Origin of the sequence: Cupriavidus phytorum (genome assembly GCF_003254285.1) — a bacterium.
GTDB classification, from domain to species: domain Bacteria; phylum Pseudomonadota; class Gammaproteobacteria; order Burkholderiales; family Burkholderiaceae; genus Cupriavidus; species Cupriavidus phytorum.
This window is the reverse complement of sequence record NZ_QKZN01000005.1, coordinates 345,409-371,899: the sequence shown is the minus strand read 5'-3', so window position 1 is coordinate 371,899 and position 26,491 is coordinate 345,409. Positions and strand designations below refer to the sequence as shown.

24 protein-coding genes and 1 tRNA gene are annotated in these 26,491 nt (G+C 68.3%); 14 read left to right on the top strand and 11 right to left on the bottom strand.

All coding sequences use genetic code 11. The features are described from left to right. Positions 1-14: 14 nt before the first annotated feature. From C7416_RS15915 to C7416_RS15865, 11 genes are all read right to left on the bottom strand, one after another. Positions 15-455, bottom strand: a complete 441-nt coding sequence (locus tag C7416_RS15915) for an Hsp20/alpha crystallin family protein (protein ID WP_026163953.1) — start codon at positions 453-455, stop codon at positions 15-17. 172 nt (positions 456-627) lie between these two features. Further along, positions 628-1,716 carry an alpha/beta fold hydrolase gene (locus C7416_RS15910; protein WP_062798945.1) on the bottom strand — a complete coding sequence of 363 codons (1,089 nt, stop codon included), beginning with the start codon at positions 1,714-1,716 and terminating at the stop codon, positions 628-630. 123 nt (positions 1,717-1,839) lie between these two features. Further along, positions 1,840-2,229, bottom strand: coding sequence for a hypothetical protein (locus C7416_RS15905; protein ID WP_111519795.1), 390 nt, complete (start codon positions 2,227-2,229; stop codon positions 1,840-1,842). Positions 2,230-2,705: 476 nt separating this feature from the next. Continuing rightward, positions 2,706-4,604, bottom strand: a complete 1,899-nt coding sequence (locus tag C7416_RS15900; protein ID WP_111519794.1) for a potassium transporter Kup — start codon at positions 4,602-4,604, stop codon at positions 2,706-2,708. A 321-nt stretch (positions 4,605-4,925) separates the two neighbouring features. Then, positions 4,926-5,666 (bottom strand): ABC transporter ATP-binding protein, encoded by a 741-nt coding sequence (locus C7416_RS15895; RefSeq protein WP_111519793.1) that lies wholly within the window; start codon positions 5,664-5,666, stop codon positions 4,926-4,928. Continuing rightward, positions 5,663-6,433 carry an ABC transporter ATP-binding protein gene (locus C7416_RS15890; protein ID WP_111519792.1) on the bottom strand — a complete coding sequence of 257 codons (771 nt, stop codon included), beginning with the start codon at positions 6,431-6,433 and terminating at the stop codon, positions 5,663-5,665. The genes C7416_RS15895 and C7416_RS15890 overlap by 4 nt, the downstream gene beginning before the upstream one ends. After that, positions 6,430-7,509 carry a branched-chain amino acid ABC transporter permease gene (locus C7416_RS15885; RefSeq protein ID WP_111519791.1) on the bottom strand — a complete coding sequence of 360 codons (1,080 nt, stop codon included), beginning with the start codon at positions 7,507-7,509 and terminating at the stop codon, positions 6,430-6,432. The genes C7416_RS15890 and C7416_RS15885 overlap by 4 nt, the downstream gene beginning before the upstream one ends. A gap of 1 nt (position 7,510) precedes the next feature. Then, positions 7,511-8,377 (bottom strand): branched-chain amino acid ABC transporter permease, encoded by an 867-nt coding sequence (locus C7416_RS15880; RefSeq protein ID WP_012352611.1) that lies wholly within the window; start codon positions 8,375-8,377, stop codon positions 7,511-7,513. 256 nt (positions 8,378-8,633) lie between these two features. Then, a complete protein-coding gene (locus tag C7416_RS15875) occupies positions 8,634-9,839 on the bottom strand; it encodes an ABC transporter substrate-binding protein (protein ID WP_111519790.1) in 1,206 nt (401 codons plus the stop codon). Between the two features lie 121 nt (positions 9,840-9,960). After that, complete coding sequence (locus tag C7416_RS15870; RefSeq protein ID WP_111519789.1) at positions 9,961-10,791, bottom strand: alpha/beta fold hydrolase; 831 nt, start codon at positions 10,789-10,791, stop codon at positions 9,961-9,963. A 13-nt stretch (positions 10,792-10,804) separates the two neighbouring features. Continuing rightward, positions 10,805-12,418: a benzoate-CoA ligase family protein gene (locus C7416_RS15865; RefSeq protein ID WP_111519788.1), complete on the bottom strand. Its 1,614-nt coding sequence runs from the start codon at positions 12,416-12,418 to the stop codon at positions 10,805-10,807. Positions 12,419-12,703: 285 nt separating this feature from the next. Between C7416_RS15865 and C7416_RS15860 the strand changes: the two genes are divergently transcribed. From C7416_RS15860 to C7416_RS15795, 14 genes are all read left to right on the top strand, one after another. Continuing rightward, entirely contained in the window at positions 12,704-13,651 is a 948-nt protein-coding gene (locus C7416_RS15860; protein ID WP_111519900.1) for a helix-turn-helix transcriptional regulator, read from the top strand. Between the two features lie 101 nt (positions 13,652-13,752). Beyond that, positions 13,753-15,450, top strand: coding sequence for a 2,3-epoxybenzoyl-CoA dihydrolase (gene boxC / locus C7416_RS15855; protein WP_111519787.1), 1,698 nt, complete (start codon positions 13,753-13,755; stop codon positions 15,448-15,450). Positions 15,451-15,479: 29 nt separating this feature from the next. Beyond that, complete coding sequence (boxB, locus tag C7416_RS15850) at positions 15,480-16,904, top strand: benzoyl-CoA 2,3-epoxidase subunit BoxB (RefSeq protein ID WP_111519786.1); 1,425 nt, start codon at positions 15,480-15,482, stop codon at positions 16,902-16,904. Between the two features lie 13 nt (positions 16,905-16,917). Next, a complete protein-coding gene (boxA, locus tag C7416_RS15845; protein WP_111519785.1) occupies positions 16,918-18,162 on the top strand; it encodes a benzoyl-CoA 2,3-epoxidase subunit BoxA in 1,245 nt (414 codons plus the stop codon). A gap of 115 nt (positions 18,163-18,277) precedes the next feature. Further along, entirely contained in the window at positions 18,278-18,667 is a 390-nt protein-coding gene (locus C7416_RS15840) for an MbcA/ParS/Xre antitoxin family protein (protein ID WP_018004354.1), read from the top strand. Next, the gene (locus tag C7416_RS15835) at positions 18,627-19,379 is read left to right on the top strand and encodes an RES family NAD+ phosphorylase (RefSeq protein ID WP_111519784.1); all 753 of its coding nucleotides are present in this window, start codon (positions 18,627-18,629) and stop codon (positions 19,377-19,379) included. Before C7416_RS15840 ends, C7416_RS15835 begins: the two co-directional genes overlap by 41 nt. Positions 19,380-19,501: 122 nt before the next feature. Continuing rightward, a tRNA-Met gene (locus tag C7416_RS15830) sits at positions 19,502-19,577 on the top strand. A 194-nt stretch (positions 19,578-19,771) separates the two neighbouring features. After that, positions 19,772-20,356 carry an NUDIX hydrolase gene (locus tag C7416_RS15825; protein WP_062798246.1) on the top strand — a complete coding sequence of 195 codons (585 nt, stop codon included), beginning with the start codon at positions 19,772-19,774 and terminating at the stop codon, positions 20,354-20,356. A 40-nt stretch (positions 20,357-20,396) separates the two neighbouring features. Beyond that, positions 20,397-21,149 carry a leucyl/phenylalanyl-tRNA--protein transferase gene (aat, locus tag C7416_RS15820; protein WP_111519783.1) on the top strand — a complete coding sequence of 251 codons (753 nt, stop codon included), beginning with the start codon at positions 20,397-20,399 and terminating at the stop codon, positions 21,147-21,149. Positions 21,150-21,226: 77 nt separating this feature from the next. Next, on the top strand, positions 21,227-22,024 hold the full coding sequence (locus C7416_RS15815) for an arginyltransferase (RefSeq protein WP_111519782.1): 798 nt from the start codon (positions 21,227-21,229) through the stop codon (positions 22,022-22,024). 109 nt (positions 22,025-22,133) lie between these two features. Continuing rightward, the gene (locus C7416_RS15810) at positions 22,134-23,168 is read left to right on the top strand and encodes a quinone-dependent dihydroorotate dehydrogenase (protein WP_111519781.1); all 1,035 of its coding nucleotides are present in this window, start codon (positions 22,134-22,136) and stop codon (positions 23,166-23,168) included. A gap of 438 nt (positions 23,169-23,606) precedes the next feature. Beyond that, the gene (locus tag C7416_RS15805; protein ID WP_111519780.1) at positions 23,607-24,584 is read left to right on the top strand and encodes an ABC transporter substrate-binding protein; all 978 of its coding nucleotides are present in this window, start codon (positions 23,607-23,609) and stop codon (positions 24,582-24,584) included. 177 nt (positions 24,585-24,761) lie between these two features. Further along, a complete protein-coding gene (locus tag C7416_RS15800; RefSeq protein ID WP_062798238.1) occupies positions 24,762-25,658 on the top strand; it encodes an ABC transporter permease in 897 nt (298 codons plus the stop codon). A 1-nt stretch (position 25,659) separates the two neighbouring features. Then, positions 25,660-26,454: an ABC transporter ATP-binding protein gene (locus tag C7416_RS15795; RefSeq protein ID WP_062798235.1), complete on the top strand. Its 795-nt coding sequence runs from the start codon at positions 25,660-25,662 to the stop codon at positions 26,452-26,454. Positions 26,455-26,491 lie beyond the last annotated feature (37 nt).

Here is a 26,491-nt window from a genome sequence, read left to right as displayed (position 1 = left end):
GCTACCTCCTCACATTAGCTGACGGTGATGGCACGCGGGCGCGAGGCCTCGCGCTTGCCGACGCTGATCGACAGGCAGCCGTTGGCGTAGCGTGCCTGCACCTTGTCGGGATCGGCCGCCTGCGGCAGCTCGATCACACGGCGGAAGCTGCCCGCAAAGCGCTCCTGCGCATAGGGCCGCGCCTCGGCGTCGCCCTCGGGTTGGGTCGCGGCGCGCTCGCCGCTGATAGTCAGCAGGCCCTTGTCGACCGACACCTCGAACTGCTCCGCCTTCAGGCCCGGGGCAAACACCACGATCTCGATGGAGTCGTCGGTGGTGCCGATATTGAGCGGCGGAAACGCACCGAAACGCCCGGAGCGCAGGCTGGACGGAAAGCCGCCGAACAGGCTCGCCATCTGCCGTTGCATCCGGTCGAATTCACTGAACAGATCAGTCCCGAAAATGAAGTCACTCATGGTTGGATCCTCCTTCTGTGCAGCGGGGAGGCGCACGGACGCCTTGTTTCCCGGCCGCCGGTACGCCGGCTGGCGGGGAAGCCACAGCGCGTTGCTGCAGCGGCTGGGCAATCCTTAATTAGTGTCCGGGCCGGAGGATTTCAAGAGGGCCTGGTGCAGGCTGGCCGGCGCCTCAGGCACCGGCGCGATCGAAGCCGGCCTTGCGCGCCAGCACGATGGCCTGGCCGCGGTTTTCCACTTCCAGCTTGGCGAAGATGCTGGTGATATGGTTGCGCACGGTCTTTTCGCACAGGTCCAGGTGGGCAGCGATCTGCGCGTTGTCGCGCCCCTGCGCGATCAGTTCGACGATATCGCGCTCGCGGCGCGTGAGCGCGGTGAACGCGGCGAACGCGGGAGAGCGTGCCGGCTGCGCCGACGGCAGGAACGCGCGCACCTCGTCGAGCCAGCGGCGCCACGCCGGCTCGTCCTCCAGCAGCAGGTGGTTGCCGCTTTCCAGCGGCACGAAGCGCGCGCCGGGAATCTCGCTGGCAATCAGGCGGCCTTCGTCGAACGGCACGCGCGCGTCGCGCACCGCGTGCAGCACCAGCGTCGGGCACGATACGCGCGGCAGCAGCGCCACCACGTCGATGTCGTTGAACACGCGCATGAAGCGCGCGGCATTCAGCGGCGAGGTCGACACCCGCTCGAGTTCGTTGAACCAGGCATGCTGCTCGGCGGTGCCGCCGGGAATGAACTGGGTGGTGAAGAACTGGCGGAAGGCGGGGTTCTCCTGGCCCCAGCCCAGTTCGGCCAGCTTGTTCATCAGCTCGGCCTCTTCCAGCAGGCGCTGGCTCAGGTGGTCGCGCTTCAGGCGCCCGCGCGCGTAGCCGCCGTGCAGCACCAGGTGGCTGACCCGCTGCGGATGCGCGACCGCGTAGGCCACGGCGATCGATGCGCCCTGCGAGATACCCAGCAGCGGGAAATGGTCGACGCCGGTGGCGTCGACGATGGTTTCGAGATCGCGCAGCCAGGCATCGAAGGACAGGTCCTCGATGTCGCGGTCGGACAGCCCGCAGCCGCGCTCGTCATAGCGGATCAGCGTATGCGTGTCGGACAGCGCCGTGATCATGTGGCTCCACACCGGGCTGCCGACGTCGAACTCCAGATGGCTCATCCAGTTGGCCGCCTTGACCAGCGGCGCGCCGCTGCCGGTGACGGCATAGGCCAGCCGCACGCCATCGCGGCTGGTGCACAGGCGGATCTGCTGCTTGAACATCGGCATGTCGGGGCCGCGCGGGCAGGAGCTGCCGGCCGGCGGCCGCGGGCCGCGGCCGCCATGCGGGCGCGCCGCGTGACTTCCCTAGCTTAGGCAAAGGAGGAGCGGCGCAAAAGCGCCGCCGTGGGTTCAGGACAGGCATTCCCCGCTGCCGCGCGCATCGCTGCGCGCGCCGTCGACATACGGGTCACGAGCGGGGACGCGCGCGCCCTCGGTAAAGACATCGAAGCGGCCCATGCGCGCGCCATCCGTATAGGGGTCCGGCTTGCTCATGCCGTCCTGGCTCGCGTCGAAGCCGCGCACCCGGCACACGGAAAGGTTGCCGCGCGCCACCACGGGCAGCACCGCGGTCTTTGCGTCCGGACTGCGCGCGCCCTCGGTAAACGCATCGCGCTGCGCGGCGTGGCGCGGCATGGCAGCGGCCAGCGCTTCGCCATAGGCACCGGCGCTGGCCGGCTGGCTCAGGCCGGCGGCAAGTGCGGCAGCGGCAACGAGGGTGTAGGCAAGATTCCTGTGCATTGCAATCTCCAACTGCGGTAGCCGGCGGCAGGGTCAGCCGCGGCGGCTCCGTCATTCAGGCGATCGGCGGCGAAACGGCGTGGCTGCACGGGATCGCCCGTGCCGTGCAAGCCATGGCCTGGCGCCGGCCGGCTGCCATCCCATCAGGGCAGCGGCGTGGCGCCGGACTCCGTGGTTCCGGGGGTGTGCTGGGGCAGTCTGGAGGCCGCCGCGCCGACGAGGGAACTGCCGCAAGGCGCGGGGCTGAGACAAGCTGAGGGACGCATTGTCGGATGCGGACCGGCTGGCCGCATGAGGCCACGGTCCCGGTTCGGGCTGCCGCATGGCCGTTTTCCGGGACCTGTGCCCCGCCGCCGGGTGTTGCGGCCAACGCGTGACCAGAGCGCCGCCAAAACAAAAGCCCCCCGGGGCGCCTGGCGGCGCCGACCGGGGGCTGGCGGAGCGGGCGGCGGGCGGCGGGCGCCGCCCCCGCTCGCTCAGATCTCGACCTTGGTGCCCAGTTCGACGACCCGGTTGGCCGGGATCTGGAAGAAGTCCGACGGCTTGGCGCCGTTCTGGTGCATCCACGCGAACAGGCTTTCGCGCCACATCGGCATGCCCGGCAGCTTGGACGGGATCACCGATTCGCGGGCGATGAAGAACGAGGTCTCCATCAGCTCGAAATGCATGTCCAGCTTGCGATCGGCCAGGTCCAGCACCTTCTGCACGTCCGGCGTTTCCTTGAAGCCGTATTCGGACTTGAGGATGAACACGCCGCCGCCGAGGTCCTTGCAGCTCAGGCGCTGGTCGTCATCGACGTACGGCACGTCGCGCGTGATGAAGTTCAGGAACACCACGCGCTCATGCAGCACGCGGTTGTGCTTCAGGTTGTGCAGCAGCGAGACCGGCACCGAGTCGGTGTTGCCGGTCAGGAACACCGCGGTGCCCTCGACCCGGTGCGGCGGGTGCGCCAGCAGGCCGGCGATGAAGGGCTCGAGCGGGATGCCGTCTTCCAGGCTGCGCGCGCGCAGCAGCTTGCGCCCGCTGTACCACGTCATCAGCAGGAAGAACGCGCTGCTGCCCAGCAGCAGCGGGAACCAGCCGCCCTCGGCGACCTTGAGCAGGTTGGCCGCGAAGAACGACAGGTCGACCACCAGGAAGGCCGCGCCCAGCACTGCGACCAGCGCCGGGTTCCATTTCCAGACGTTGCGCATGCACACCGTCGCCAGGATGGTGGTGATGACCATGGTGGTGGTCACCGCGATGCCATAGGCCGCCGCCAGGTTCTCCGACTTCTTGAACGAGATCACCACGCCGAATACCAGCGCCAGCAGCATCCAGTTGACCACCGGCAGGTAGATCTGGCCGATCTCCGCCGCCGAGGTATAGCGCACCCGCATGCGCGGCAGGAAGCCCAACTGGATCGCCTGGCTGGTCAGCGAGTACGCGCCCGAGATCACCGCCTGCGAGGCAATCACGGTGGCGCAGGTGGCCAGCAGCACCATCGGGATCAGCAACAGCTCCGGCACCATCAGGTAGAACGGGTTCTCGGCGCCGGCCGGATTGTTCAGCAGCATCGCGCCCTGGCCGAAGTAGTTCAGCATCAGGCACGGCATCACCAGGATGAACCAGCCGATGCGGATCGGGCGCGCGCCGAAGTGGCCCATGTCGACGTACAGGGCCTCGGCCCCGGTCAGCACCAGGAACACCGAGCCGAGCACGATGAACGCCTGCAGCGAGTGCTCGACCAGGAAGGTGATGCCGTAGTAGGGATTCACCGCCTTCAGGATCTCCGGCGCCTGCACCAGGTTGTAGACGCCCAATGCGCCCAGCGCGAGGAACCACGCCAACATCACCGGCCCGAACAGCTTGCCCACCGCCGCGGTGCCGTGGCGCTGGATCAGAAACAGTGCGGCCAGGATCACCAGCGTGATCGGTATCACGAATTGCGACAGCTGCGGCGCGGCGATCTCCAGCCCCTCCACCGCCGACAGCACCGAGATCGCCGGCGTGATCACCGCATCGCCGTAGAACATGCAGGCGCCGAAGATGCCCAGCATCATCAGCACTTTGGCCTTGCCGGAGCGCGGCGCCACGGTGCGCAGCACCAGCGCCATCAGCGCCAGCACGCCACCCTCGCCGTCGTTGTCGGCCCGCATCACGAACACCACGTACTTGATCGAGACCACGATGATCATGGCCCAGAACAGCATGGAGATCACGCCCAGCACGGCGTCCGTGCTGAAGGCGATGCCGTGCTCCTTGCTGAAGCATTCCTTGAGGGCGTAGAGCGGGCTGGTGCCGATGTCGCCGAAGACGACGCCTACCGCGCCGAGCACCAGCGCGCGCGTGCTGGGGCTCTCGACAAAATAGTGGCTGGTTGTGGATTGGGTCATGAAGTTGGGTCTGCTCGACCGGAGCGCCGGCAGGTTTGTTGGCTCTGCCGCGGGCCGGTCCGATCCGGCGCAACAGCTTGCTGCGCGCGGGGCCGGTGCTGGTTGCGGTTCTTATTGCATTGCACAAACGCGCGCAATTCTAGTTGAACTGTCGACTATCGACCACTGCGGCAAACAGGGATGCCGCTTTCGTGACTTGGGAAGGATGGGAGGGAAGTGGCGGATGGTCAAGCCCCGCGAGAGCAAAACAGCGATACCTTGCGCCCGCAAGTGCCGTTGCGGCAGGGCAACAATAGTGCCTTATCGGACACTTCAACGAGTTCAGACGCCGAGGTAACGGTCCAGCGCTTCCGGCTTGCCGGCCAGGTCCGAGGCGGGTCCGGACAGCACCACCCGGCCCTTTTCCAGCACCACGGCACGGTCGGCGTGCGCCAGCACCGAACGGAAGTTGCGGTCGACCACCACCGACGCGATGCCGGTGGCCCGTACGGTGGCGATGACGGCCCAGATCTCGCGCACGATGCGCGGCGCCAGTCCTTCGGTGGCCTCGTCCAGCACCAGACAGTCCGGATTGGTCATCAGCGCGCGGCCGATCGACAGCATCTGCTGCTCGCCGCCCGACAGCTGCTGGCCGCCATGGGACAGGCGTTCCTTCAGGCGCGGGAACAGGTCGAGCACGCGCGCCTCGTCCCAGTCGCTGCGGCCATGGCAGCCCTTGCGCGCCGCCATCAGCAGGTTCTCGCGCACCGACAGGCTCGGGAAGATGCCGCGCCCTTCCGGCACGTAGGCCACGCCCAGGCGTGCCACCTCGAACGGCTGCGCGCGCGAGACGTCGCGGCCGGCCACACGGATGCGGCCCTGGCGCTGGCGCACATGCCCCAGCAGCGTGCGCAACAGCGTGCTCTTGCCCATGCCGTTGCGCCCCAGCAGCCCGACCGTCTCGCCCGCGCCGACGGTGAAGTCGATGTCGCGCAGCACGTGGCTGGAGCCATACCAGGCGTTGATGCCGGTGGCCTCGATCATCGGCGTCGGCTGCGCCGCAGCGGTGTTGGGCAGGTTCATGCGGCCTCGTCCTCTTCCTCGCCCAGGTAGGCGACCTGGACCTCATGGTTGGTGCGGATCGCCTCGGGGCTGCCGGTGGCGATCACGGCGCCGTTGACCATCACGGTGATGCGGTCGGCAACCGAGAACACCGCGTCCATGTCGTGCTCCACCAGCAGGATGGCGTGGCCTTCGCGCAGGCCGCGCAGCAGTGCCAGCATCCGGGCCGATTCTTCCGCGCCCATGCCGGCCAGCGGCTCGTCCAGCAGCAGCGCGACCGGCTGCGTGGCCAGGCACATCGCCACCTCCAGCTGGCGCTTCTGCCCGTGCGCGAGATCGCTGGCGCGCCGGTCCGCCAGGTGCTCCAGCCCGGCGCGCTCCATGGCCTCGTCGGCCAGCGTCGCGGCGGTGCGGCAGCCCTGGGCGCTTTCCCATAGCCGCCAGGCGCGCTGGGCGCGCGACTGCGCCGCCAGCCGGCAGTTCTCGCGCACCGTCAGCGGCAGGAAGATGTTGTTGCGCTGGTAGCTGCGCCCCACCCCATGGCGCGCCAGCCGCGGCTGCGACCAGCCGGTCACGTCCTCGCCCTTCAGGCGCAGCCGGCCCGACGAAGGCGGCAATTCGCCGGACAGCATATTGATCAGGGTCGACTTGCCGGCGCCGTTGGTGCCGATCACGGCGTGGATCTCATGCAGCGCCAGCGTCAGGTCGACTGCAGCCACGGCGGTCAGACCGCCGAAGCGCCGGGTCAGCTGCTGCGCCTCGAGGATGGGGGTGGCGGGCGCATTCATGCGGCCTCCGTATGGCTGCGCGGCTCTGCAGGGGTCTCGCCGGTGCCGGAGCCGGCATCGCCATTGCGGCGGCGCCGGCGCCCGTGCCGCAGCACCGATGGCAGGCTCACCAGCCCGCGCGGCAGCAGCGCCACCGCGACAATGATGAAGCCGCCCATCAGCAGCTGCCAGTGCTTGGTCAGGGTACTGAACCACTCGGCCAGCAGCACGAACGAGAACGCGCCCAGCACCGCGCCGGCCAGGCTGCCGACGCCGCCCAGGATCACCATCAGCATGGCGTTGCCGGACTGGTGCCACGACGCGATCTCCGGATTGACGAAGCCGAACTGGATCGCATAGAGGAATCCGGCCAGCCCCGCCAGCAGCCCCCCCGCGACAAAGGCGCCAAGCTGGTAGCGATAGGTGGCATAGCCGGCCGCGCGCATGCGCTGCTCGTTGTGGCGGATGCCGACCAGCGCGTGGCCGAAGCGCGAGCGCAGCACCAGCATCAGCACCGCCACGGTCGCCACCAGCCCGAGCCACACCAGCCAGTAGAAGTGCATCGGGTCGTTCACCGTCAGCAGGTGCTCGCCGGGCACGGGAAATTCCGGGCGGAAGTAGATATAGGTGCCGTCGCTGCCGCCTGCGACCTTGGTGTCGTGGAACACGAAATACACCATCTGCGCGAACGCCAGCGTCACCATGATGAAATACACGCCGCGCGTGCGCAGCACCAGCGCGCCCACCACCAGCGCCAGCGCGGCCGATGCCGCCAGCGCGCCGGCCAGCAGCACCCAGCCGTTGCCGGGCCCGCTCTGCGGCGCCAGCATGGCGGTGGCATAGGCGGCCATGGCGAAGTAGGCGGCATGGCCCAGGCTGACCAGCCCGGTGTAGCCGATCAGCAGCTGCAGCGACAGCGCGAAGATCGCCATGATCATCACCTTGCTGAGCAGCTCGATATAGAACTTGTGGCTGTCCGCGGTCAGTAGCAGCGGCAGCCCGGCCAGCACCGCGAAGGCCACTACCCAGCCCAGCGCGGTGGCCAGCGTGGCGTTGCGCGCAGCGTGCCCGCGCGCCGGCAATGTCGTCGGATTCATGTCATCCCGCCTTGAACAGCCCCTGCGGCTTCCACAGCAGGATCACCGCCATCAGCAGGTAGATCAGCACGCCGGCTGCCTCCTGCCAGAACACCTTGCCGAAGGTATCGACAAAGCCCAGCAACAGCGACGCCACCAGCGCGCCCTTGACCGAGCCGATGCCGCCGATCACCACCACGACGAAACAGACGATCAGCACCTGCGCGCCCATGCCCGGATAGACCGACGACACCGGCGCGGCGATCATGCCGGCCAGCACCGCCAGCGCCACGCCGAGCGCGAACACGAAGCGGTACAGCACCGTGATATTGATGCCGAGCGACTGCACCATCTCGCGGTTGGTGGCGCCGGCGCGGATCATCATGCCCAGCCGCGTGCGCCGGATCACGTAGTACATCGCCAGCGCCACCACCAGGCAGACGGCGGAGATGAACAGGCGGTACACCGGATACGTCATGTCGTTGCCGATCGGCAGCGCGCCGTCGAGCAGCGCCGGCACCTGCACGCCGTGCACGTCGTCGCCGACCAGGATGCTGCGCAGTTCCTCGAACACCAGGATCAGGCCATAGGTCATCAGCACCTGCTGCAGGTGGTCGCGCTCGTACAGGTAGCTGAAGAAGGCCCACTCCAGCACATAGCCGAACGCCACCGCCAGCACGATGCCCAGCGGAATGGCGATGAACAGGTTGCCGGTCAGTCCGGCCAGCGTGAAGGCCAGGTAGGCGCCCAGCATGTAGAAGCTGCCGTGCGCCAGGTTGATCACGCCCATGATGCCGAAGATCAGCGTCAGGCCGCTGGCGACCAGGAACAGCAGCAGGCCGTACTGGACGCTGTTCAGGCACTGGATGAGGAAGGAGACGATGTCCATCGGGGCACTTCTGCAAACTACGACAGGATGACGGTTTTGGGTGCACCCAAGCCGCCCGAACTTGCCTCAGCAAGGTGTTCTCCCTCTCCCCGCATGGGGAGAGGGTCGGGGTGAGGGGGGGTTTAGCTAGGAACCACGTCAAGCGGGGCCAATGGTTCTATAAATCTGCGCGCTCAGCCGTTGATCCGCCTGCCCTCACCCCCTGCCCCTCTCCCGCAAGCGGGAGAGGGGAGCAAACATGCGGATGAAAAAAGACTTACAGCCTGCACCCGCGCGCCGGATCGGCCAGCGCCTTCACCGCCACGGAGCTGACCTTGTTCTCGCGCCCGTCGACCTTGCGCAGGTAGAAGTCCTGCACCGGGTTGTGCGCCTTGGACAGCGTGAAGGTGCCGCGCGGGCTGTCGATCCGGGCGCCGCCCATGGCCTTGTACAGGTCGGCCTTGCGCGTCATGTCGCCCTTCACCGCGGTCGCGCCGGCCGCCAGCAGTTGCGCGGCATCGTAGCCCTGCACCGCGTACACGTCGGGCTGCAGCTTGTAGGTCTTGGCGTAGTCCAGGCGGAAGTTCTTGTCGCGCGCGTTGGTCAGGCCATCGGCGTAATGCAGCGTGGTTTCCAGCCCCTGCGCGGCGTTGCCCTGCGCCTCGAGCGTGCCGTCGGTCAGGAAGCCCGAGCCGTACAGCGGGATCTTGTCCTTCAGCCCGGCCGCGGCCCAGTCCTTGACGAACTTGACCGCGCCGCCGCCGGCAAAGAACACGAACACGGCATCGGGCTTGAGCGATGCCACTTCGGTGATCAGCGCCTGGAACTCGACATTGGGGAACGGCAGGCTCAGCTCCTTCACCACCTTGCCGCCCTTGGCCTCGAACGCTTCCTTGAAGCCCTTGACCGATTGCTCCCCGGCGGCGTACTTCCAGGTCAGCGTCACCACCTTCTTCAGGCCGCGCTCGCCCAGCACCTGGCCCATGGCATAGCCCGGCTGCCAGTTCGAGAACGAGGTGCGGAAGATATTGGGCCCGCACAGCGGCCCGGTGGCCTCGTCGACGCCGGCGTTGGGAATGATCAGCAGCGTGTTGTTTTCCTTGGCCACCTTGACGATGCCCATCTGCACGCCGGAATGCACCGTGCCGACCACCACGTCGACCTGGTCGCGCTTGACCAGCTTGGTGGCATTCTCCGGGGCCTTGGCCGGATCGGACTCGTCGTCGACCTTGAAGTATTCGATCTCGCGCCCGCCCAGCTTGCCGCCCTGCTGCTGCACGTACATGCGGAAGCCGTTCTCGATGGCGTTGCCCAGCGCGGCGTAGGTGCCGGTGTACGGCAGCATGAAGCCGACCTTGATCTTGCCGCCGGCGGGGGCGCCGGCCGCAGGGGCCGCGGTCTGCGCGGACGCGCCGGCCATGGCAAAGACGGTGGCGACGGCAAGGCAGGCAGGCGCAAGCCTGCGCGATGGGAAGCGACGCATGGTGTCTCCTGGTGGTCAAGCCGGTTGGCTCGCTGGACCGTTGCCGGTCACCCCTGCCCTTGCCACGGGCCGTCGGCGCATCTGGCACCGGGAACCCCTGCGCAATCGGCGGGAAGCCGAATTATTTTAGGTTTGAAGTATATGCGTTTATATGCCGAACCGCGGCCAGCGTCAACGGATCTTTTTGGTCGCGATGGGGCGAATGTCCGCATCGCGCGAGTTTAAGCAAGGTGGTCTGGGGGGCATATCGATGGATACCCTCGATCTGCGCCATGGTGCCGTACTCGTCGTCCTCGCCCTGCACCGCCAGCACCGGGCATCGGATGCCGGACAGCAGCGGCCGCAGGTCCCAGCGGCGGAATTCCGGGTCGAGCCAGATGTCGTTCCAGCCCCAGAACGCGGAATCGACATCCGCATGGTGGCGTGCCAGCCGCTCGCGCAGGTCGGTTTCCAGGTAGGCCTGGCGCGTCGCCGCGATGCTTTGCACCGACAGGTCTTCCACCACGATATGCGGCGCCAGCACGGTGATGCCCGCCACGGCACGCGGAAAGCTGGCGGCGTGGATCAGCGCGATCGAACCGCCGTCGCTGTGGCCGAGCAGCCAGGGCGTGCCGTGCGCGCGGCCGGGTCCGATTTCGAGCGCATCGAACAGCGCGGGCAACGCCTCGCGCGCCTGCCGGTGCATGAAATCGGGGCGCCACTTCTCGTCGTGCGGCCGTGGCGTCGAGCGGCCGTAGCCGTAGCGGGAGAACACCAGCCCGCGGTAATCGCCGGCCTCGCAGAAGTCCAGTGGAAAGTCGCGCCACATGCTGACCGAGCCGAGGCCCTCGTGCAGGAACACCACCAGCGGGCGCTGCGCGCGCTCCGGGCGCAGCCACTGGTACTCGATCTGGATACGGCGGTTGTCGAACGGGATCTCGACCAGGCTTCCGGGCATGGACATTGGTTGCATCGGTTAAGGAAGTTCAGCCGCGCGCGGCCTGCTCGCGCTGGCGCAGGCGGAAACGCTGGATCTTGCCGGTCGCGGTCTTGGGCAGCTCCGGCACGCATTCGATCTGGCGCGGGTATTTGTACGGCGCCAGGCGCGACTTGATAAAGGCCTGCAGTTCCGCCGCCATGCCGTCGTGCCATTGCTGGCCGGGGCGCAGCACCACGAAGGCCTTGGGCTTGACCAGCTGGTCGGCATCGGTCACGCCGATCACCGCGGCTTCGAGCACGGCCGGATGCTGCGCCAGCGCGGCCTCGACCTCGAACGGCGAGACGTAGATGCCGCCGACCTTGAGCATGTCGTCGCTGCGGCCGGCGTAGGTGTAGTAGCCGTCCGCATCGCGCAGGTACTTGTCGCCGCTGCGGGTCCAGGCGCCGACGAAGGTCTCGCGGCTCTTGTCGCGGTTGCACCAGTACATCAGCGCGGCGCTCGGGCCCTTGATGTAGAGCTCGCCGATCTCGCCCGCGGCGCAGGGCTGGCCCTGCTCGTCGAGCAGCCGGATTTCGTAGCCGGGGACCGGCACGCCGGTGGTGCCGTAGCGCACCGCGCCCGGCCGGTTCGACAGGAAGATATGCAGCATCTCGGTGGAGCCGATGCCGTCGAGGATGTCGCAGCCGAAATGCGCCAGGAAGCGTTCGCCGATATCGCGCGGCAGCGCCTCGCCGGCCGAGGTGCAAACGCGCAGGGCCACCTGCGCGCGTGCCGGCAGCTCGGGCGCGGCCAGCATGCCGGCGAACAGCGTCGGCACGCCGCAGAACACCGTCGGCTTGTGCTCGCACAGCCGTTTGAACACGGCCGCGGGCGTGGGGCGCTCGGCCATCAGCACGGTGGTGGCGCCGACCGACATCGGGAAAGTCAGCGCATTGCCCAGCCCGTAGGCAAAGAACAGCTTGGCCGCGGAGAACACCACGTCGTCCTCGCGGATGCCCAGCACTTGCCGCGCATACAGGTCGGCGGTATGGAACAGGTTGGCGTGGGTATGCACGGTGCCCTTGGGCCGGCCGGTCGATCCGGACGAGTACAGCCAGAACGCCATGTCGTCGGGCCCCGTGCTCGCGGTCTGTGCCGGCGTGCGCGTGCGCGCGAGCATCGCGCCGACACTGCACGACGGTGCGGCGCCCGCGTGCGGTGCGGCCTGGATCACGGTCGGCGACAGCCCGCTCTTGTCGATCGCGGCCTGCATCGCCGGCAGCAGCGGCTCGGACACCACCACCGCGCGCGCGCCGCTGTGTTCGAGCATGTAGGCGTAGTCGTCGGCCGTCAGCAGGGTATTGACCGCCACCGGCACCACGCCCGCCAGCAGGCAGCCCAGGAACACCACCGGAAAGTCGACCGTATCCAGCGCGCACAGCAACAGGCGCTCTTCCTGGCGCAAGCCTGCCGCACGCAGCGCGCCGGCGAAGCGGCGGGCCCGCTCGTCGAGCTCGGCGTAGGTCAGCGCGGTGCTGTCGTCGCGATAAGCGGTCTTGGCCCCGCGGCCGGCCGCGAGATTGCGCGACAGCAGGTCGTCGGCGGCGTTATAGCGTGACGGCAGCGCCGCAATGGCACCAGCGGTGCCGGCCGCGGCCGCGGCAAGGGTGGGGGGCGTCATGTCTGCACTCCTCGGCGTCGCGCGCCGCGGCCCGCTACTGCCCGGCGGGCGCGCGCCGGCGCCAGGCCAGTCGCTGTTATGGGGACCGGCCGGAATGCAGCCGGGGATCCGCTTGTTGATGCATTTTATTTCACATCAACTATTATGCAACCAAGGGAATGCACTATAGGACAGGGCTCGCGGTCGCAGCCGCCTCTGGCACCACTTGGCGCGAGCCGCTGAACGTATAATGCGCCCCTGCTTTTGCCCGAGCCTTTTGTGGCCGCCCCAAACCCGACCGACACCATGCGCCGCGATTCCGCACCGCTGCCCGCCGCCAGCGCCGCCGAGGCCGACACCCCTGCCGCGCCCGCTGCCAATGCCGAACGCGACCCCTACCTGACCCGACTGGGCGAGCGCATCCGTTCGCTGCGCGCCTCGCGCGGCATGTCGCGCAAGGACCTGGCGCGCGGCGCGGCCGTGTCCGAACGCTATCTGGCCAACCTCGAAACCGGCACCGGCAATGCCTCGGTGCTGCTGCTGCGGCAGGTGGCGCGCGCGCTCGATGTGCCGCTGCCGGTGGTGCTGGCCGAGGTGGACACCCTCAACGGCCAGCAGGCGTCCGAGTTCGCGCAGATGGTGCAGTGGCTGGCGCAACTGCCCGCCGGCGACCTCGCGCGCGTGCGCGAAGCCTGCCGCCATGCGGTGGCGCCGGAACAGGCCGGCGATGCGCGCCACCGCCGCATCGCGCTGATCGGCCTGCGCGGCGCCGGCAAGTCGACGCTCGGGCGCGCGCTCGCCGCGGTGCGTGACGTGCCCTTTGTCGAACTGAATACCGTGATCGAGCAGGAAGCCGGCGCCAGCCTGTCCGAAATCCACTCGCTGTACGGCCAGGCCGCCTATCGCCGCTACGAAATGCGCGCGCTGGAGCGGACCCTGCGCGAACACGACCGCATGGTGCTGGCCACCCCCGGCAGCCTGGTGTCGGAACCGGCCACCTTCAACCTGCTGCTGGCGCAGTGCTACACCATCTGGGTGCGCACCTCGCCCGAAGAGCACATGGCGCGCGTGGTGGCCCAGGGCGACATGCGGCCGATGGAAGGCAACCGCGAGGCCATGGCCGACCTGCGCCGCATCCTCGAGGCGCGTGCGCCGCTGTATGACCGCGCCGACCTCTCGATCGACACCAGCGGCCAGGATGCCGCGACCTCGCTGCAGCAACTGCGCGCCCGGCTGGAGGCCGCGGGCGCCTGAGCCGCCCCGGCGCCGGCCGACAAAGACGTTGCACCACCCGTCTCCATGCACTATATTTCATCAAAAGCCGCAAGGCACGATAGTGCACTCTGGAGACAGCCATGTCCACGCCGGCAATCGCCCCGCACCACCCCGGCTCGGCCGACGCCCCCGCGCCGGTCACGTTCGAGCGCCATCCCGACCAGTACCGCCACTGGAAGCTGAGCTTCAACGGCCCCATCGCCACGCTGGCGATGGATGTCGATGAGGAAGGCGGCCTGCGTCCGGGCTATGCGCTCAAGCTCAATTCCTACGACCTCGGCGTCGACATCGAACTGCACGACGCGCTGCAGCGCATCCGCTTCGAGCATCCCGAGGTCCGCACCGTGGTGCTCACCAGCGCACGCGAGCGCATCTTCTGCTCGGGCGCCAACATCTTCATGCTGGGGCAGTCGTCGCACGCGTGGAAGGTCAACTTCTGCAAGTTCACCAACGAGACCCGCAATGCCATCGAGGACGCCAGCCGGCACTCGGGGCTGAAGTTCATCGCCGCGTGCAACGGCACCACCGCGGGCGGCGGCTACGAGCTGGCGCTGGCGTGCGACGAGATCGTGCTGGTCGACGACCGCTCGTCGGCGGTGAGCCTGCCCGAGGTGCCGCTGCTTGGGGTGCTGCCCGGCACCGGAGGACTCACGCGCGTGACCGACAAGCGCCATGTGCGCCGCGACCACGCCGACATCTTCTGCACCACCACCGAAGGCGTGCGCGGCCAGCGCGCCAAAGACTGGAAGCTGGTCGACGAAGTGGTCAAGCCGGCGCGCTTCGCCGAATACGTGGCCGAGCGCGCCACGGCGCTGGCGGCCACCAGCGACCGTCCGCAAGGCCATCACGGCATCACGCTGACGCCGCTGTCGCGCACCGTCGAGCCGGACGGCTATCGCTACGAGACCGTTCGCGTGCACGTCGATGCCGCCGCGCGCAAGGCCACGCTGACCGTGTTCGGGCCCGACAAGCACCAGCCCGCCGACCTTGCCGGCGTGGTCGCAGCGGGCGCGCAATGGTGGCCGCTGAAGATGGCGCGCGAACTCGACGACGCCATCCTGACGCTGCGCACCAACCATCTCGACATCGGCATCTGGGTGCTCAAGACCGATGGCGACCCGGCCGCGGTGATGGCGGCCGATGCCCTGCTGCAGGCGCACGCCGGCCACTGGTTCGTGCGCGAGACTTTGGGCATGCTGCGCCGCACGCTGGCACGGCTGGACGTGTCATCGCGCAGCCTGATCGCGCTGATCGAGCCCGATTCCTGCTTTGCCGGCACGCTGCTGGAACTGGCGCTGGCGGCCGACCGCAGCTACATGCTGCACCTGCCCGACGCGCCCGACGACGCGCCGCGCGTGTTCGTCTCGCCGCTCAATTTCGGCCACTACCCCATGCCCAACGGCCAGACCCGGCTGGCCGCGCGCTTCTACGGCGACGAAGCTGCGCTGGGCCCGGTGCGCGACCACATCGGCGCGCCGCTGGACGCGCTCAGCGCCGATTCGCTCGGCCTGATCACCGCGGCGCCGGACGATATCGACTGGGAAGACGAGATCCGCATCGCGCTGGAGGAACGCGCCAGCCTGTCGCCGGATGCGCTGACAGGGATGGAAGCCAACCTGCGCTTCGGCGGCACCGAGACCATGGAGACCCGCATCTTCGGCCGGCTAACCGCCTGGCAGAACTGGATCTTCCAGCGCCCCAACGCCGTCGGCGAGAACGGCGCGCTGAAGGTCTTCGGCAGCGGCAACAAGGCCCGCTTCGACTGGGACCGCGTCTAGCGCGCCCGCAAGACACAGGAGACCAAGACGTGAGCATCGACTACAGCCAGAAGATCCCCAACAACGTCAACCTGTCCGACGACCGCGCGCTGCAGCGTGCGCTGGAGCACTGGCAGCCGGCCTTCCTCGACTGGTGGCGCGACATGGGACCCGACGGTTCGCACGGGTTCGAGGTGTACCTGCGCACCGCGGTGTCGGTCGATCCATCCGGCTGGGCGCATTTCGACCACGTCAGGATGCCGGACTACCGCTGGGGCATCTTTCTGCAGCCGGCCGATCCCGAGCGCCGCATCCACTTCGGCGAGCACAAGGGCGAGGCCGCGTGGCAGGAGGTGCCGGGCGAGCATCGCGCCAACCTGCGCCGCATCATCGTGACCCAGGGCGACACCGAGCCCGCCTCGGTCGAGCAGCAGCGCCACCTCGGCCTGACCGCGCCCAGCCTGTACGATCTGCGCAACCTGTTCCAGGTCAACGTGGAAGAGGGCCGCCACCTGTGGGCGATGGTGTACCTGCTGCACCGCTATTTCGGCCGCGACGGGCGCGAGGAAGCCGAGGCGCTGCTGGAGCGCCGCTCCGGCGACCAGGACAACCCGCGCATCCTCGGCGCCTTCAACGAACGCACGCCGGACTGGCTGTCGTTCTTCATGTTCACCTACTTCACCGACCGCGACGGCAAGTTCCAGCTGTGCGCGCTGGCCGAGTCCGGCTTCGATCCGCTCGCGCGCACCACGCGCTTCATGCTGACCGAGGAAGCGCACCACATGTTCGTCGGCGAATCGGGCGTGTCGCGCGTGATCCAGCGCACCTGCGAGGTCATGCGCGAGCGCGGCATCGAAGACCCGGCCGAGGTGCGCGCCGCCGGCGTGATCGACCTGCCGACCATCCAGCGCTACCTGAACTTCCACTACAGCGTCACCATCGACCTGTTCGGCGCCGACCAGTCGTCGAACGCCGCCACCTTCTACAGCGCGGGGCTGAAGGGACGCTTCGAGGAAGGCAAGCGCGCCGACGACCATGTGCTCAAGAACGATGTCTACCGCGTGCCGGAAGTGCGCGACGGCCGCCTCGGCGAGCGCGAGGTGCCGATGCTCAACGCGCTCAACGAAGTGCTGCGCGACGACTACATCAAGGACAGCATGGGCGGGGTAGCGCGCTGGAACAAGGTCATCGAGAAGGCCGGCATCGCCTTCCGCCTGACGGTGCCGCACAAGGCCTTCAACCGCAAGATCGGCACGCTGGCCAACGTCCATGTCTCGCCCGACGGCAGGCTGATATCGGAAGCCGAATGGCAGGCTCACGAACGCGACTGGCTCGCGACCGACGAAGACCGCGCCTTCGTCGCCTCGCTGATGGGCCGCGTCACGGAGCCTGGCAAGTATGCCAACTGGATCGCCCCGCCGGCGGTGGGCATCAACCGCCAGCCGATGGATTTCGAATACGTGCGCTTCAACTGAAACCAGACACGCCATGGGCGCCCCCGACATCATCAAGCAGCACCTGATCGATCCGGAAATCTGCATTCGCTGCAACACCTGCGAAGACACCTGCCCGATCGACGCCATCACCCATGACGACCGCAACTACGTGGTCCGGGCCGACGTTTGCAACGGCTGCAACGCCTGCCTGTCGCCGTGCCCGACCGGCGCCATCGACAACTGGCGCACCATGCTGCGCGGCCAGGCCTATTCGATCGACGCACAGCTGCTGTGGGACGAGCTGCCGGCCGAGGTGCCGTTGCCGGAGCTGGACAGCGCGGACCAGGCCGCGCCGGCCAACGCCGGCAGCGGCACCACCGCAACCGACGACGCCGCCATCCAGGCCGTCGAGACCAGCCGCCATACCTCGCCGCGCGCGCCATGGTCGGCCGCCCATCCCTATGTGAACCTGCACGGCGTGCGCGCACCGGTAACCGCCACCGTGGCCGGCAACTACCGGCTCACCGCCGCGGACGCGTCCAGCGACATCCACCATATCGTGCTGGATCTCGGCACCCACTTCTTCCCGATCCTGGAAGGCCAGTCGATCGGCATCGTCCCGCCCGGCACCGATGCCGCGGGCAAGCCGCACTACATCCGCATGTATTCGGTCGCCAGCCCGCGCGACGGCGAGCGCCCCGGCTATAACAACCTCGCGCTGACGGTGAAGCGGGTCGAGCAGGACCACGACGGCAAGGCAGTGCGCGGCGTGGCGTCGAACTACCTGTGCGACCTGGCCAAGGGCGACACGGTGCAGGTGGTGGGCCCGTTCGGCTCGACCTTCCTGATGCCCAACCACGCCGAGGCCAGCGTGATGATGATCTGCACCGGCACCGGCTCGGCACCGATGCGCGCCATGACCGAGCGCATGCGCCGCAACCTGGCGCAATTCAGCGGGCGCCGGCTGCTGTTCTTCGGCGCCCGCAATGCCGCCGAACTGCCCTACTTTGGCCCGCTGCTGAAGCTGCCCAGGGATTTCCTCGACATCCATTTCGCCTTCTCGCGCGACCCGGCTACGCCGCGCCGCTATGTCCAGGACGCGATCCGCGAAGCCGCGGGCAGCGTCGCGGCGCTGCTGGGCGACGCCAACGGCCATGTCTATATCTGCGGCCTGAAAGGCATGGAGGAAGGCGTGCTGGCCGCATTTGAAACGGTCTGCGCCGGCGCCGGTCTTAACTGGAAGGCGCTGGAAACCACCATGAAGGCCGAAGGACGGCTGCATATCGAAACCTATTAGTCGCGTCCCCCCGCAAAACCGGCGCGGCGCGTCATAGGCACGGAATCCTTCAGCAGCCCCTTCCCTTCTGAAATTCATCGCCTATAATCTTTCTGAAGAAACAGGAGCATAGGCGATGCAATCGAGGCGGATTCCGGAAACCGATCCCGCCGGCGGCCCCGACCCCGGCACCACGCTGACCAAGGCGGTCATGCGCGCCGCCGGCTTCCTGGGCATCAGCCAGGCCATGGTGGCAAGCGTGCTGGGCATCAGCACGGCCTCGGTCTCGCGCATGGCGTCGGGCGGCTATGTGCTCGACGCGCACCGCAAGGAGTGGGAGTTCGGCGTCCTGTTCGTGCGCCTGTTCCGCTCGCTCGATGCCATCCTGGGCCATGGCGACCAGGCCCGGCTTTGGCTTACCCACGACAACCTCGCGCTGGGCGGCAAGCCGCTCGAGCTGATCCGCACCACCGAAGGTCTGGTCCGTGTCGTTCACTACCTGGACGCCACCCGCGGTCGCATCTGAGCGCCGGCAGTTCGCGCTCACGCTGTGGCGGGCGGTGGAAGCCCAGCATGTGGTCTCGACCATGCCGCTGGTCGACAGCCTGGAGGAACAGGCGGTCCTGGAAGCCGTGCTGGACGCCGGCAAACCGGTGGTGCCAGTCGAGGCACGCCATCTGCACTATCTGCTGTTCACCCCGTTCCGCTATCCACCTTCGCCCTGGGGCTCGCGCTTTCGCGCCAGCCAGGACCCGGGCGTGTTCTATGGCGCCAACGAAATCCGCACCGCCTGTGCCGAGCTGGGCTACTGGCGCTGGCGCTTCCTCAACGACAGCCCGGCGCTGCCCCGCATCGATGCGCGCGCGCAGACGCTGTTCGAAGTACGCGTCGAGACCTCCGGGGTGGCGCTCGACCAGCCGCCGTTCGACCGGGACCGCGCCGCCTGGACCGATCCGGACAACCACGAACCCTGCCAGTCGTTCGGCCGCATCGCGCGCGAAGCCGGCCTCGGCATGATCCGCTACACCTCGGTGCGCGATCCGCAGCATGGGCCCTGCGGCGCGGTGCTGACGCCGCGCGCGTTCTCGCACCCGACCCCGCTCGCCACCACCACATGGATGCTGACCGTGCGCCGCGACCGCGTGATGTGGCAGCGCGACGACCTGCAGCAGCGCGACAGCTTCGAGTTCGAGGCCGCGCTGTGGCAGCGCACAAGCGATACCCCCGAGGCCGGCTGAACCTCTGCCCCGCCGCGGCGATCTAATCGTTATGGCACGCGGCAATGCGCATCGCCGCCAGGTTTTGTTAAACAGGTGTTGCATTGCGCAACCGGATGCCATATAATCTTTTCTTCGACGGACGCGGGGTGGAGCAGTTGGCAGCTCGTCGGGCTCATAACCCGAAGGTCGCAGGTTCAAGTCCTGCCCCCGCAACCAACCGCACAGATGCACATCTGTGACGCCGTCAACGCAGACAAACCCGCCCAGGCGGGTTTTTTGTTTTGGTCGCCAACCGGTATCGCGGCAGTGCCTCCGCGACACTGCCGGTGCATGGTGCACCAGCACTCCTACCGCCCGCCGGTGCGCTCCGCGAGGGTGATACACTTTCGCCATTCTCCCGGACGCCCCTCATGAAATTCTGCTCGAACTGTGGTCATGCGGTCGTGTTGCGCGTGCCTGACGGCGACAACCGCCCGCGCAGTGTTTGCGACAACTGCGGCACCATCCACTACGTCAATCCCCGCAACGTGGTCGGCACCATCCCGGTCTGGGAAGACAAGATCCTGCTGTGCAAGCGCGCGATCGAGCCGCGCTACGGCTTCTGGACCCTGCCGGCGGGCTTCATGGAGATCGGCGAGACCACCGCCCAGGCGGCCTCGCGCGAAACGCTGGAAGAAGCCGGCGCGCGCGTGCAGGTGGGCGAGCTGTTTTCGATCCTGAACGTGCCGCATGTGCACCAGGTGCACCTGTTCTACCTCGCCACGCTCGACGACCTCGACATCGCGCCCGGCGAGGAAAGCCTGGAAGTGAAGCTGGTGGCAGAGGCCGATGTGCCCTGGGATGAACTGGCCTTCCCCACCGTGATCCATACCCTGCGCTGCTTCTTTGCCGACCGCGCCGCCGGCCGCCTGCAGGACGGCAGCTTCCGGCTGCACAGCCTGGATATCGACAAGCCCATGCGCCCGCTGACCAGCCGGGCCACGGTCACTCCCTGAGCGGCGGGCCCGCCGCGCACCGCCCTCCGGCGCAGCCCGCATGATCGCCTGGCTGGACCCGCAAGATCCGTTTCCCCCGGTCGAGCACGCGCTCGGGCCCAATTCCGAGGCCCCCGGATTGCTGGCCGCCAGCCGCGAGCTGTCGCCGCAGCGGCTGCTGCTGGCGTATCGCCAGGGCATCTTCCCGTGGTATTCGAGCGGCCAGCCGGTGCTGTGGTGGAGCACCGATCCGCGCATGGTGCTGCCGCCGGCGGCGCTGCGCGTTTCGGCCAACCTGCGCAAGACGCTGCGGCGCGTGCTGCGCGATGCCGACTGGGAAATCCGCGTCGACCACGATTTCCTGGCGGTGATGCGCGCCTGCGCGACCACGCCGCGCGAGGGCCAGGACGGCACCTGGATCACCGATGCCATCATCGCCGCGTACGGCACCCTGCACCGCAACGGCCTGGCCCACTCGGTCGAAAGCTGGTACCGCGGCGAGCGCGTCGGCGGCCTGTATGGCGTGGCGCTGGGACGGATGTTCTTTGGCGAATCCATGTTTGCGCACCGCACCGACGCGTCCAAGATCGCGCTGGCGGCGCTGTGCGCGTTCCTCGGCAACCACGGCGTGGCGATGATAGACTGCCAGCAGGAAACCGACCACCTGGCCTCGCTGGGTGCGCGCCCCATCCCCCGCGCCGAATTCGTGGCACATGTGCGCGCGGCAACGGCACAGCCGGCGATCAGTCCGTGGCGGTTCGACAAATCGGTGCTGGAGCGCTGGGCCGGGACACCCGCCGCGCCGGCAGGCTGAATCCCGGCACGGGTGCCGACGCTGACGCGGCGGACCACCGTGCAAACCGCGCCGTCCCGCCCGGAGCCCCCTGAGTCATGAGCAAGCTGAAGGAACTACCGCTGTCCGCGCTGCAGTTCTATGCCACGGCGCCCTACGCTTGCAGCTATCTCGACGGCCGCATGGCGCGCTCCCAGGTGGCCACGCCGGCGCACCTGATCAATGCCGACGTCTATTCGCGCCTGGTGCGCGCGGGCTTCCGCCGCAGCGGCATCTTTACCTACCGGCCGTATTGCGACGATTGCCACGCCTGCACGCCGTGCCGCGTGCTGGTCGACCAGTTCACGCCGGACCGCTCGCAGCGCCGCGCATGGAACCGCCACCAGCACCTGCAGGCACTGGTGGCGCCGCTGACCTACGTCGAAGAGCACTATTCGCTGTACCTGCTGTACCAGTCGATGCGCCATGCCGGCGGCGGCATGGACCAGGACAGCCGCGACCAGTACGAGCAGTTCCTGCTGCAGAGCCGCGTCAACTCGCGCCTGGTCGAATTCCGCGATCCGCCCGGCTCGCCCGAGGCCGGGCGGCTGCGCATGGTCAGCATGATCGACGTGCTCGACGACGGGCTGTCGTCGGTCTACACCTTCTACGATCCGCTCGAGCGCAACGCCAGCTACGGCACCTACAACATCCTGTGGCAGATCCGCCAGACCCATGCGCTGGGCCTGCCGCACCTGTACCTGGGCTACTGGATCGCCGACAGCCGCAAGATGGCGTACAAGGCGCGCTTCCGGCCGCTGCAGGTGCTGACCGGCAACCACTGGCATGCGTTCGAGGACGTCGCCGCCGAGGCCGCGGAAGCCACCGCGCCGGTGCCGCCCGCGACGAAGCCGTAGCCCCATCAGGCCGCGAGGCCGCCGCCACTACCGCCCTCGCGGACGGGCCAGCCGCTACAATGCCGCCCTGGTCCCGACTTCCGCGCCGCCCCGCCGGCCGCCTGCCCACGTGCTCAACGCGCTCTACCCCCTGTTTCGTCCCGCCCTGTTCTCGATGGATGCCGAGGACGCCCACCATTTCACGCTGAACAACCTGCTGCGCGCCCATCGCATGGGCCTGGGCGGCTGCATCGGCAACCGCATCGCCGACGATCCGCGCACGGTCATGGGGGTGCGCTTTCCCAACCCGGTCGGCCTGGCTGCGGGGCTGGACAAGGACGGCGCCTATATCGACGGCCTCGCCGCGCTCGGCTTCGGCTTTATCGAGGTGGGCACGGTCACGCCGCGCGCGCAGCCGGGCAACCCGCGCCCGCGCATGTTCCGGCTGCCGCAGGCGGATGCGCTGATCAACCGCATGGGCTTCAACAACGGCGGCGTCGATGCCTTCGTCGCGAACGTGCAGGCGTCGCGCTGGAAGGCCGAGGGCGGCGTGCTGGGGCTGAATATCGGCAAGAACGCCGATACCCCGATCGAGCGCGCCAACGACGACTACCTGTACTGCCTGGAGCGCGTCTATCCGCACGCCAGCTATGTGACGGTCAATATCTCGTCGCCCAACACCAAGAACTTGCGCCAGCTGCAGGGCGCGAGCGAGCTCGACAGCCTGCTGTCGACGCTGAAGGCCGCGCAGCAGCGCCTGGCCGACCAGCACAAGCGCTATGTGCCCCTGGCGCTGAAGATCGCGCCGGATCTCGACGCCGACCAGATCGGCAATATCGGCGACGCGCTGGTGCGCCACCGGATCGATGGCGTGATCGCCACCAACACCACCATCTCGCGCGACGCGGTCAAGGGCCTGCCGCATGCCGACGAAGCCGGCGGCCTGTCGGGGCGCCCGGTGTTCGAAGCCTCGACCCGCGTGGTCCGTGCGCTGCACGGCGTGGTCGGCGACGCGGTGCCGATCATCGGCGTGGGCGGCATCTTCGGCGGCGCCGATGCGCGCGCCAAGACCGACGCCGGCGCCCAACTGGTGCAGCTCTACAGCGGCCTGATCTATCGCGGCCCGGCGCTGGTGCGCGAGTGCGCCGCCGCGCTGCGCGGCTGAGCCCGGCGGGGCCAGCCAAAGGCCCCCCGATCCCACCCGGCCGATGCGCCACCCGCACCGCCCGGGTCGAGGAAAACCTCGACGCCCTGGTGGCGCGCAATTGCATGAAGATGCGGCCACCGCAATCAGGGTAATCCACAAGCAAATCCCGGTTCCCGCGCAATTAAATGCGCCTCGATGGCGGATAGCGGGCGTCTGACAGCATCGGATGCCCCACTTCCGCATGATGACTGTCCATTTCGTGCGCGGGAAGTGGTATCCTCGCAGGCTTATCGCTGTCGCATCCGACGCGTCCGCGCACGCTCCCTCCCGCCGCAGGAAGCCGCCGCGCCCGCCCGGACCGGCACCGCGCGCCAGCCGGCGCACGGTCCAGGACGGCGGACCGAACCATCCGCGGCCGTATCCAATCCAGAACCGAGTTTCGGGGGAGCACACATAATGAAATCCACCAAGGGTCTCGCAGCATCCAAGTCCATCCTGGGCGGCGCCGTGGCGCTGGCACTGCTGTACGGCGGCGCCGTGCAGGCCCAGACCGTCAAGGTGCTGTCGATCGTCGACCATCCCGCGCTGGACGCCATCCGCGACGGCGTGCGCGCAGAGCTGAAGGCGGCCGGCTATGACGCCGACAAGAGCCTGAAGTGGGAATACCAGAGCGCCCAGGGCAACACCGGCACCGCCGCGCAGATCGCCCGCAAGTTCGTCGGCGACAACCCCAACGCCATCGTCGCCATCGCCACGCCGTCGGCGCAGGCCGTGGTCGCCGCCACCAAGACCGTGCCGGTGGTGTACTCGGGCGTGACCGATCCGGTCGCCGCACAGCTGGTCAAGAGCTGGTCGGCGTCGGGCACCAACGTCACCGGCGTGTCGGACAAGCTGCCGCTGGACAAGCAGGTGGCCCTGATCAAGCGCGTGGTGCCCAAGGCCAAGACCGTGGGCATGGTCTACAACCCGGGCGAAGCCAACTCGGTGGTGGTGGTCAAGGAACTGACCGCGCTGCTGGCCAAGGAAGGCCTGACGCTGAAGGAAGCCGCCGCACCCCGTACCGTCGACATCGGCCCGGCCGCCAAGAGCCTGATCGGCAAGGTCGACGTGATCTACACCAACACCGACAACAACGTGGTGTCGGCGTACGAGGCGCTGGTCAAGGTCGCCAACGAATCGAAGATCCCGCTGGTTGCGGCCGATACCGACAGCGTCAAGCGCGGCGCCGTGGCGGCACTGGGCGTCAACTACGGCGACCTGGGCCACCAGACCGGCAAGGTGGTGGTGCGCATCCTGAAGGGCGAGAAGCCGGGCACGATCGCCTCGCAGACCAGCGACAACCTGGAACTGTTCGTCAACACCGGCGCGGCCGCCAAGCAAGGCGTCACGCTGTCGCCGGAGCTGGTCAAGGAAGCCAAGACGGTCATCAAGTAAGCACAGCCACGCCCTGCCATGCCGCCGCCGCAAGGCGGCGGATGCGCCGGCCAGGCCTACCCGGCCCGGCCGGACCGACCAGGGCGAGACGACCGGCGGCCCCACCCGGGCGTGCCGGGCGCACCGCCCCGAAACCGGCGCCAGGGCAGACGCCGGACCCCGCAACAGGATTCCCCCATGTCCCTCTTTTCCCTTCTGGGCGCCCTGGAGATCGGCCTGATCTTCAGCCTGGTGGCGCTCGGGGTGCTGATTTCCTTCCGCATCCTCAACTTTCCCGACCTGACCGTCGACGGCAGCTTCCCGCTGGGCGGCGCCGTGGCCGCGACGCTGATCGCCGCGGGCCAGGACCCGTTCCTGGCCACCATGGTGGCCATCGCCGCCGGCGCGCTGGCCGGCTGGATCACCGGCTGGCTCAACGTGCGCCTCAAGATCATGGACCTGCTCGCCAGTATCCTGATGATGATCGCGCTGTACTCGGTCAACCTGCGCATCATGGGCCGCCCCAATGTGCCGCTGATCACCGAACCGACGCTGTTCACCGTGCTGCAGCCCGAGTGGCTGCCCGACTACGTGCTGCGCCCGCTGGTGCTGTTCGTGGTGGTGGTGGTGGCCAAGGTCGGCCTGGACTGGTTCTTCAGCTCGCAGCTGGGCCTGGCAATGCGCGCCACCGGCGCCAACCCGCGCATGGCGCGCGCGCAGGGCATCCCGACCGGCCGGGCCACGCTGGCTGGCATGGCGCTGTCCAACGCGCTGGTGGCGCTGGCCGGGGCGCTGTTCGCGCAGACCCAGGGCGGCTCCGATATCTCGATGGGCATCGGCACCATCGTGATCGGCCTGGCCGCGGTGATCATCGGCGAGACCATCCTGCCGGCACGCCGGCTGATCTGGACCACGCTGGCCGTGGTGCTGGGCGCCATCCTGTACCGCTTCTTCATCGCGCTGGCACTGAACAGCGACTTCATCGGCCTCAAGGCACAGGACCTGAACCTGGTCACCGCCGCGCTGGTGACGATCGCGCTGGTGCTGCCGGCGACGCGCAAGAAGCTGTTTGCCCGCAAGAACGGAGGTGCCTGAGATGCTGCGCGCACAAGACCTGAAGCTCACCTTCAACCCGGGCACCCCGATCGAGACCCGCGCGCTGCGCGGCCTCAGCCTGGAAATCCCGAGCGGCCAGTTCGTGGCCGTGATCGGTTCCAACGGCGCCGGCAAGTCGACCTTCCTGAATGCGATCAGCGGCGACCAGATGGTCGACGCCGGGCGCATTACCATCGATGACACCGACGTCACGCGCAAGCCTGCGTGGGACCGCGCCCACCTGGTGGCACGCGTGTTCCAGGACCCCATGGCCGGCACCTGCGAAGCGCTGACGATCGAGGAGAACATGGCGCTGGCGATGGCCCGTGGCAGCCGCCGCGGCTTCCGCCCGGCGCTGAACCGCGCCTCGCGCGAGCTGTTCCGCGAGAAGCTGCGCCTGCTCAACCTGGGCCTGGAAAACCGCCTGACCGACCGCATCGGCCTGCTCTCCGGCGGCCAACGCCAGGCGGTCAGCCTGCTGATGGCCTCGCTGCAGCCGTCGCGCATCCTGCTGCTGGACGAGCACACCGCCGCGCTCGACCCGAAGACCGCCGCGTTCGTGCTCGAACTGACCGCGCGCATCGTCGAGGAAAGCAAGCTGACGACGATGATGGTCACGCACAGCATGCGCCAGGCGCTCGACTACGGGCAGCGCACGGTGATGCTGCACCAGGGCCAGGTGGTGCTGGATGTCTCGGGCGACAAGCGCAAGGGGCTCGATGTGCCGGACCTGCTCAAGATGTTCGAGCAGACGCGGCATGAGCAGCTGGATGACGATGCGCTGTTGCTGGGCTGATAGCGCTGGCAAGAAAAACGGGGAGCTTCGGCTCCCC